The organism is Lactococcus muris (genome assembly GCF_042849115.1).
Classification (GTDB): Bacteria; Bacillota; Bacilli; order Lactobacillales; family Streptococcaceae; genus Lactococcus; species Lactococcus muris.
This window is the reverse complement of record NZ_BAAFQO010000011.1, coordinates 88,403-94,724: the sequence shown is the minus strand read 5'-3', so window position 1 is coordinate 94,724 and position 6,322 is coordinate 88,403. Positions and strand designations below refer to the sequence as shown.

Annotated in this window: 6 protein-coding genes and 1 pseudogene; 2 read left to right on the top strand and 5 right to left on the bottom strand. The window is 39.3% G+C overall.

The genetic code is table 11. The features are described from left to right. Positions 1–173: 173 nt before the first annotated feature. The 5 genes and pseudogenes from ACGHCK_RS07870 to ACGHCK_RS07850 form a co-directional block, all read right to left on the bottom strand. Positions 174–297 (bottom strand): annotated as a pseudogene (locus tag ACGHCK_RS07870) (helix-turn-helix domain-containing protein); the annotation flags it as partial. 471 nt (positions 298–768) lie between these two features. After that, positions 769–1,581, bottom strand: coding sequence for a peptide chain release factor N(5)-glutamine methyltransferase (gene prmC / locus ACGHCK_RS07865; RefSeq protein WP_251421578.1), 813 nt, complete (start codon positions 1,579–1,581; stop codon positions 769–771). Between the two features lie 280 nt (positions 1,582–1,861). Then, entirely contained in the window at positions 1,862–2,935 is a 1,074-nt protein-coding gene (gene prfA, locus ACGHCK_RS07860; protein WP_251421580.1) for a peptide chain release factor 1, read from the bottom strand. 24 nt (positions 2,936–2,959) lie between these two features. Then, positions 2,960–3,562, bottom strand: a complete 603-nt coding sequence (locus ACGHCK_RS07855; protein ID WP_251421583.1) for a thymidine kinase — start codon at positions 3,560–3,562, stop codon at positions 2,960–2,962. A gap of 472 nt (positions 3,563–4,034) precedes the next feature. Then, positions 4,035–5,009 (bottom strand): helix-turn-helix transcriptional regulator, encoded by a 975-nt coding sequence (locus ACGHCK_RS07850; protein WP_251421586.1) that lies wholly within the window; start codon positions 5,007–5,009, stop codon positions 4,035–4,037. Positions 5,010–5,114: 105 nt separating this feature from the next. On the opposite strand from ACGHCK_RS07850, the gene ACGHCK_RS07845 reads away from it, so the two are divergent. Further along, positions 5,115–5,594 carry a GyrI-like domain-containing protein gene (locus tag ACGHCK_RS07845; protein WP_251421589.1) on the top strand — a complete coding sequence of 160 codons (480 nt, stop codon included), beginning with the start codon at positions 5,115–5,117 and terminating at the stop codon, positions 5,592–5,594. Between the two features lie 58 nt (positions 5,595–5,652). After that, on the top strand, positions 5,653–6,066 hold the full coding sequence (locus ACGHCK_RS07840; protein WP_271327987.1) for an effector binding domain-containing protein: 414 nt from the start codon (positions 5,653–5,655) through the stop codon (positions 6,064–6,066). The last annotated feature ends 256 nt before the right edge of the window (positions 6,067–6,322 follow it).

Here is a 6,322-nt window from a genome sequence, read left to right as displayed (position 1 = left end):
TTCATGCTTTAATCGTGCAGAGATTTGTTCAGGAGACCATTGTAAATCAACGAATAAGTGTCTCACTTTCTCCCAATATTGACGATTGGTGAAGATTGCTTTTCTTCCACAATGACTTTTTCTGCTCCGGTATTTGCTTTGGGCAACCGTTGGAGAGTAGTCCTGATTAACACTATTTCTTTTAAGCTCCCTTGAAATTGTGGAGGCACTCCGATTTAAGCGTCTAGCGATTTCACGCACAGAAACCTTTTGTGATGACCACAAAAATATACTTTCTCGTTCAAATATTGTAAGATGAGTATAGGGACTATTCATATTTCCTCCAGCTTAATAATGTTCTCGACAAACTTATTATACTGGATTTATGAATAGTCTTTTTTCTGTTGCACTTAAATTATAAATTCAAGATATAAAAATGTGGAATTACAGGATTCATAAGGGAAAACACCTCCTAAAACGGCAGCGTTTCAGGTACCACGCTTCTCTGTGCAGTTTGAGCGGCAGCTAAATTTTCTATGTCTAAGTGAAACCACAAGACTAGTTTACAACTGCTTACACAGCTTGTCCTACTCTAAATAAAGTAAGGGAATCCTTGATCCACGCATAGAAAAATCGCGAGAAGAAGGCAAACTCTCTTGGACGCTTTCCCCCAAAAAGTCTAAGAAACCTCGCCTCATCACGCTGTGAAAATGGGCAGTTTTCATCAAAAATAACCTCATGCGTTTGTCATGAAAATGTTCTGCTTTTCCTTACATGCTTGATTTTCAGCTATTGCACACTTACCATGCGGTCCTTTCCAAAAATATCTTGGTGAATGCTAACAGCTTTCTCCGGGAATTTTTCTTCAAAAAGTGCTTTCACTTTCTCTCCTTGTTTGTAGCCAATTTCCAAATATATTTTTCCCTCAGGTTTCAAGTAGTTTTGGGCCCTTTCTGCTATTTTTTCATAAATTGCTAATCCTTGATGTTCTGCAAAAAGCGCGCGCTCTGGCTCGAAACGAATAACAGATTGGTCCATCTCATAAGTCTCGTCAAAAGCTATATAAGGTGGATTAGATACAATGATATCGTACTTCTCTTGTACATTTTCAAAAACATTTGAATTAATAAACCTTAAGACTAGATTATGTTTTGAGGCATTTTCACGTGCTACCTCAAGAGCGCCTTCTGAAATATCCACTGCTGTAATCTGCCACTGCTCTCTCTGTTGCGCTAAAGCCAAGGCAATAGCTCCTGAACCTGTCCCGATATCTAAAACAGCACGAGAACTTCCGTCGTTATCTGTCAAAATCATCTGAACAAGCTCTTCTGTTTCTGGGCGCGGAATCAGCACACGTTTGTCCACAATCAATTTTAAGCCACAAAACTCCGCCCAGCCGACAATATATTGTGGCGGTTCATCATTTTCTAAACGTCGAGCTATCGCCTTTAACTCTACCCATTCTGTTTCTGAAATAATTTCTTTCTGCAAATTTAACCATTGCAACTTCGTTAATTCGTGCAAGTTTCTCCAAACAAATTCTAGAGCAAAGGGCTCTTCTAGGTTGCTAGAGAGCTGTCGCACGGCCTCAATCCATAACATCTTTTCTTTCCGCCTCCTCACTTTTAAAGTAGAGAAAATAGGTTCTGACAAATACATAGAGGATTACCATATTACTTTTGACAAAAAGGACCGCTTTTTTATTGCGTGTCCTGTTCTTTTCATTGACAATATTTTCCAACCTATAAGTACCCTTAACTTTTTGTGCTTTCTCTACTTCTCACAGTCTCTAAAGCATCTCTTTTATCAGTTAAGCCTAAAATATGAAGGCTCTCACCCTAGAACAACCTTCACTCTCTTGTTTCAAACTGAAACTTCTATATTACTTGTTAAGCTCTGCCAACTTTTCCGTTTGATCATAAACCACGAGTGCATCAATGACTTCATCCATTTTTCCAGAAAGGATGGTATCCAACTTTTGTAAAGTTAATCCGATACGGTGGTCCGTCACACGGTTTTGTGGGAAATTATAGGTCCGGATACGCTCTGAACGGTCACCTGTTCCGACAGTAGACTTACGTTCAGCGTTTTGTTTATCCAACTCGATTTGTTGATAGTAGTCAAATACCTTTGTGTTAAGCAACTTGATGGCTTTATCACGGTTTTTTTGCTGCGTACGTTCTTCTTGCATTTCGACTTTGATGCCTGTAGGCAAGTGAACCATACGTACAGCTGTGGCAACCTTGTTGACGTTTTGTCCACCAGCACCTGAGGCATGGTAGATATCAACACGGAGATCTTTTTGCTCAATTTTCATCTCGAACTCTTCAACTTCAGGCATGACAAGCACTGTTGCTGTTGAAGTATGTACGCGTCCTTGTGTTTCCGTTGTTGGCACGCGCTGCACGCGGTGAGCACCAGATTCATATTTTAGTTTACTGTAAACAGAAGTCCCTGAAACAAGGGCTGAAACTTCTTTATAACCGCCAATGCTTGTCACACTGGCTTCCATGATTTCAAATTTCCAGCCTTGTGACTCTGCATAATGTTGGTACATATTTAGCAAATCGCCAGCGAAAAGGGCTGCTTCATCACCTCCTGCTGCGCCGCGAATTTCCAAGATGATATTTTTATCATCATTTGGATCTTTAGGAAGCAAGAGAATTTTAATCTTTTCTTCCAGTTCTTCTTTGGCTGCTTTTGCTTCTGAAAGCTCCTCTTTGAGCATTTCTTTCATGTCCTCATCAAGGCCACCTTCACCAAGCATTTCTTCGCTATCGGAAATCGTTTCAAGCACCTTTTTATATTCATTATAAGTGGCTACAGTATCACGCAGATTGGCTTCTTCACGTGAAAGCTCCATAAAGCGCTTTGTATCATTGACAACCTGTGGGTCACTGAGTAATTCACCCAGCTCCTCATATCGTCCTACCATTGTTTCAAGTTGATCAAACATTTTTTATTTTTCCTTACTTCTTTTTTATATCTCTTCGTTTATACGATTACCCTTCATCTTTTTCAACGGATGAAAGTAGTGCTTACGGCACACTGGAATGTAGCTCTCATTGCCACCAATCTGCAGTTGCTCGCCTTCATATACAGGTTCGCCTTCAACCATGCGTAAAACCATTGTTGCTTTTTTACTGCAATACCAGCAAATCGTTTTAATTTCTTCGATTTTATCAGCCAGAAGCAATAAGTATTTTGAACCTTCAAAAAGTTCATTTCTGAAATCATTTTTTAAGCCAAAAGCCATCACGGGGACATCTAAATCATCGACCACGCGTGCCAGATCATAAATATTTTGTTTATTGAGAAACTGGGCTTCATCAATCAGCACACAAAAAGGCCTTACAGGTAAGTTTTCAATATAGGCGTACACATCCAGCTTATCATCGATAGCCACAGCATCACTGCTCATACCAATACGACTTGCGACTATACCAACACCGGCACGTGTATCTAAACTAGAAGTCATAATCAAAACAGGTTTTCCCTGTTCTTCATAATTATGGGCAACTTTCAGAATTTCGATACTTTTGCCTGAGTTCATACTGCCATATTTGAAGTACAATTGTGCCATTTCTATCCCCTTAATTTCCCTATTTTTCCTAAATCTTCCCAGTCCGCACCAATAAAGGGTTAGGAAAGAGTTGTCTGAGAGGTTTTATTTCCCATAATTCCCCTAAAATTATCTTGTGTAGAGCGCAAATAGAATTCTCTCTATTTTACCATATTTATAAAATTTTTTGTCGGGCTTTTGAATGCGAATTGGAAAAATTTTGAAGCTTTCTATAAAGTTTTTACACTCCATTAAATAGGACATGGACAAGGAATTTCAAAGCTATTTTGATGCTCCTGATAACTCTGAACATGAATAAAAAGCAGAATGTTCTAAACTAGCAATTCTATTTTCCCTGCTCAATAAACATAATGTTATTTTGCTCTCGCTATACTTAAGTAAGTTAATCTTCCCCAAGCATCACGTGCTTTAACACTCTGTTTCGCTTAAATTCCACTGCATTATCCATTTTATTTTTGGATTACATCTATTATTATTCTAACAGTACTTTCAAGTTCTCTTGCCGCTCTTTTAAGACTGCCTTTAACGTCTGAGGCATACTTTCTATTTTTGCCCCTAAACCTAGATAAAGAAGCCAGTCCGCATAGTATTCCACTTCTTCTTCATTCCTTTCATCAATTTGTGTTTGGAAAAGTCCTGAAGATTGAAACATACCCGTAAATCGTAAAATTAAGCCTGGTGGGTGAAAAACTTTGAAACGGTCTATTGCTCGCTTGTTGAGTGTAACTTTGAGATTGCCTTGTGTCCTTAACTGCTGGCGTTGCGCCAGAATCTCCTTTTCACTTAAAGGTGGGCTTCCCACCAAAGACTTGCTCTCTCTGAGTTGCTCAATTGGCATATAACGAAAGTCAGTGGTGTCAAGATTATAAAGATCTAAAAGCCAAGTCCCTTGCATTTGAAAGACTTGCAAAATATAAGCGTTTAACTGTTCAAGTCTTCCCGTCACGGGTTCGTAAGTCAAAGTCATGTAACGGTCCGTCAGAGCCAGATTCAGAAGTTGATTAAACTCAGGCGGTCCCGCATCATCCAGCTCTAAAATATCAGGGTGGGCAGGGTTGGAACCCGTAAAAAGCAACAGTTGATTCAACATAATAAGAATATCCTGCTGAGTCTGTGGTGCTATAGCAATCAACTTTTCCATAATCGTTTTGCGACCGTGAAGATAGGGCAATTGCTGGTTTTTAGTAGCCATAAAAGCGATGAAAACAGCCTTAAGCTCATCAGGTGTAAAACGTACAGTAGGTAAAAAATCATTTTGCATGACAAAATACCCTCCCCCACGGCCACGTTCCGCAACTAAAGGCAAGCCCATAGCCTCAATATCTTGCACATCTCGGATGGCTGTAGCACGGGAAATATCAAACTCTTTTTGCAGCTCCGCTATTGTAAATTGCGAGCGATTATTAATATAGCGCATGATTAAATTGATGCGTTCGGATTTTTTCATATTTTGATTATACTAAAAAGTATCAGTTTTTGATACATTTAAACGCTATACTATACTTGCGCTTAATCCTAAGTGACAAATAAACGAAAAATTAGGAGTATTTAAATGAACTACACAATCACACATATCCCCGAAGATTACAAGATGACTGCTTTTGGTATCACATTTGAAGATTTTAACGACTGGGCAGGCAACGCCCAAAAAACTGCACAACTCAAACAAAGCATCATTGAAAATGGAGCACTGGCTGAACTCGCTAAAAAATCAGACGGGCAAATTTATCAAATCAACTACGCAACTGAAGCAGGTGCACGCCGTGGCTTTGGTGTCATGGGTTCTTTCTCTGAAGTTGCAAACACCGATGTTTTCGAATTTCTAGCTGGTGATTATCTCGTTTTTGAGATGACAGGAGATGATAAAAATACCTTGGCAGATCAGTTAACCGGCTACGTCTTTGGTCAAGCCTTGAGTGAAATCTCTGAATGGCAGTATATCGGCCCTAGCAATGCAACTGCAGTCACTGAAAATCCTAATGGCACTTTCACTGCAACGATGACTTTGCGTGCTCAAAAAGTTGAGGCATAAGTCAAAATTTATTATAATCAAAGAAGTTCTATATTCTCCAAACACTGAAAGGAATTCTATGGATTATCAATTAGAAACAAAAGAAGCTTTTAGCCTTGCGGCTATTGGCTTCAGCCTTCAATCAGATTTATCTGACATGGATGCTGTTATCGCAGAGAAAACAGCTTTTTATAAAAAACTGACACAAGATGGGACGCTGGATGCGCTTAAGCAATCAGCTACGGACGACCTTGAATGGTCTGTCAATGAAGTCTACCAAAACAAGGCTTGGAACTACCGTGCCATTTCTACAAGTAAATCTTTAGAAATTGCTACACGTATGGTTGAATTTCCTGCAGGTGACTATATCACTGTATCTGGTATGTCTGAAGATGCTGATGGACTATTTGATCAACTGACTTACAAAGCTTTTGGAGAGATATTGCCATATGTCACAGACTATGCCTATGTGGGAGGCCCTAATGCCACTTGACGTAAAGATAATGGAGACGGCACGTATTCAGGACAATTTATTGTGCCTGTAGTCAAACAATAAAACCACCCGTAAAACGGGTGGTTTTAACTTGGAAGCATCTCGCTAAAGGATACAGGTTTCTTAACACTAAGTTTGCAAAGAGGAATATCGTACTTTTCCTGTTCTCGAACATATTTTGCTACTGTTTTCTTATTTAATCTAACTGTAGTAACACAATTACTTTCTGTCCAAGATGTCCTATTTGCTATAATAA

Coding starts and splice junctions, on each gene's coding strand:
- ACGHCK_RS07845 (WP_251421589.1), top strand. CDS start 5,115: ATGAACTACACAATCACACATATCCCCGAAGATTACAAGATGACTGCT.
- prmC (WP_251421578.1), bottom strand. CDS start 1,581: ATGTTATGGATTGAGGCCGTGCGACAGCTCTCTAGCAACCTAGAAGAG.
- ACGHCK_RS07840 (WP_271327987.1), top strand. CDS start 5,653: ATGGATTATCAATTAGAAACAAAAGAAGCTTTTAGCCTTGCGGCTATT.
- ACGHCK_RS07850 (WP_251421586.1), bottom strand. CDS start 5,009: ATGAAAAAATCCGAACGCATCAATTTAATCATGCGCTATATTAATAAT.
- ACGHCK_RS07855 (WP_251421583.1), bottom strand. CDS start 3,562: ATGGCACAATTGTACTTCAAATATGGCAGTATGAACTCAGGCAAAAGT.
- prfA (WP_251421580.1), bottom strand. CDS start 2,935: ATGTTTGATCAACTTGAAACAATGGTAGGACGATATGAGGAGCTGGGT.